Raw genomic sequence first — 1,337 nt, 5'->3', positions numbered from 1 at the left:
CCATTAAGCATCATCTTGCGCGCCATCTCCTTGAGGGCTTCTTGGCGTCCTTCTTGACGTCCTTCTTGGCGGCCACGTTGCTCGCCTTGTTGGCGCAATTGTTCTGCAATAGTCATAAGTGTTTTCTCGTGTTTCGGTACTGATGAGGCCAGTGACGTAATTAACGCCTCTAGGTTGATTTCTGTTCACGCATTCATTTTAAGATTGGCCAATGGGAGAGATATTTAAAGCGAGCTGACTGCCCTATAGAAACTAACCTAAACAAGGGCTCTGTTAGTTTCTATATGAATTCTGGGCCTCTTAATTGAGGGGGGTGTAGTGAGGGTTTTGAAAGAAGCGACTATTTCGCGATCAAGAAATCCTCAATTGATTTTCCAGCATCAAGCTGTTCTTGAATTATGGAAGGGGTGCGACCTTGACCGGTCCAGGTTTTTTCTATGCCGTTCCCGTCTGTGTAACTATATTTAGCAAGGCGAGGCTTACGTTTACCTTTTATTTTATTCTTTGATTGACCTGCTAGAGCTTCTATAAGAGCTTCAATATTAACACCATCGACCTTGATTTGCTTTGCGATTTCAGCGACTTTGGATTCTTGTTCAGCACGAGCTTCGCGCTCTACTTCTTCGCTCTCTTGGCGTTCAAGAAAGACGGTCGTTAACTTATTCAGTGCTTCTTCAAGTTCCTCAAGTGTTAATTCACGAGAGAACGCACGAAGCGAGCGGATATTAAGTAAAGTTTTTATCATTTCGGTCATGTTGAGTCCATTTACATTTAAATTGAGATAATATTACAAATCAATAAGATACACAAAAATTGTCGAAACACGTTTTCTCCAAAAATAGCGTTGTGAATATTCCCTCTTAGGCATATTTTTCTAAATATCAATGAGTTATTGCCTATCTTCATCCGAGAATGATGCTTTTTTAGGGTAAATAGTTCGAGCGTCGCTAAAGCTTATGGATTTAAAGTGGCTGTACTGAATATCTTTGATTAATTTAGTGTTCAAACTTTCATGAGTAAACGCACAGTAAATATGCAAGTTATTGATGGCTATAGAGGATAGAGCACTCTCAAGTTGAGTTTCAGTAACCATGTAGATCAAAGGGGGTATTTCGGAACATCTCATATAACCATCAACCTCGTCATAGCATGTTGATTATTGCATGTGTCTGCATAAAGAAAAGTATGAATAGTCCTAAACTCTTATTGTGTCTCTGCATTGAAAACTGGCGTCCGTAAGGTTTGGGTGAAATTTTCACCTACCACTAGGATGGAAGGCTCCGTGTCACAAGGTGAGTATCGCAGTATATTATACTAGACCTAAATCCGGATTTAGG

1 protein-coding gene and 1 pseudogene are annotated in these 1,337 nt (G+C 40.3%); both read right to left on the bottom strand.

The features are described 5' to 3' along the window. Window positions 1-176 (bottom strand): annotated as a pseudogene (locus AB4496_RS03330) (ISNCY family transposase); the annotation flags it as partial. A gap of 164 nt (window positions 177-340) precedes the next feature. Further along, entirely contained in the window at window positions 341-754 is a 414-nt protein-coding gene (locus AB4496_RS03325; protein WP_069592252.1) for an H-NS family nucleoid-associated regulatory protein, read from the bottom strand. Window positions 755-1,337 lie beyond the last annotated feature (583 nt).

The sequence above is a fragment of the Vibrio sp. 10N.222.46.A1 genome, from assembly GCF_041473595.1.
Lineage (GTDB): Bacteria > Pseudomonadota > Gammaproteobacteria > Enterobacterales > Vibrionaceae > Vibrio > Vibrio tasmaniensis_A.
This window is presented reverse-complemented; position numbering and strand designations above follow the sequence as displayed.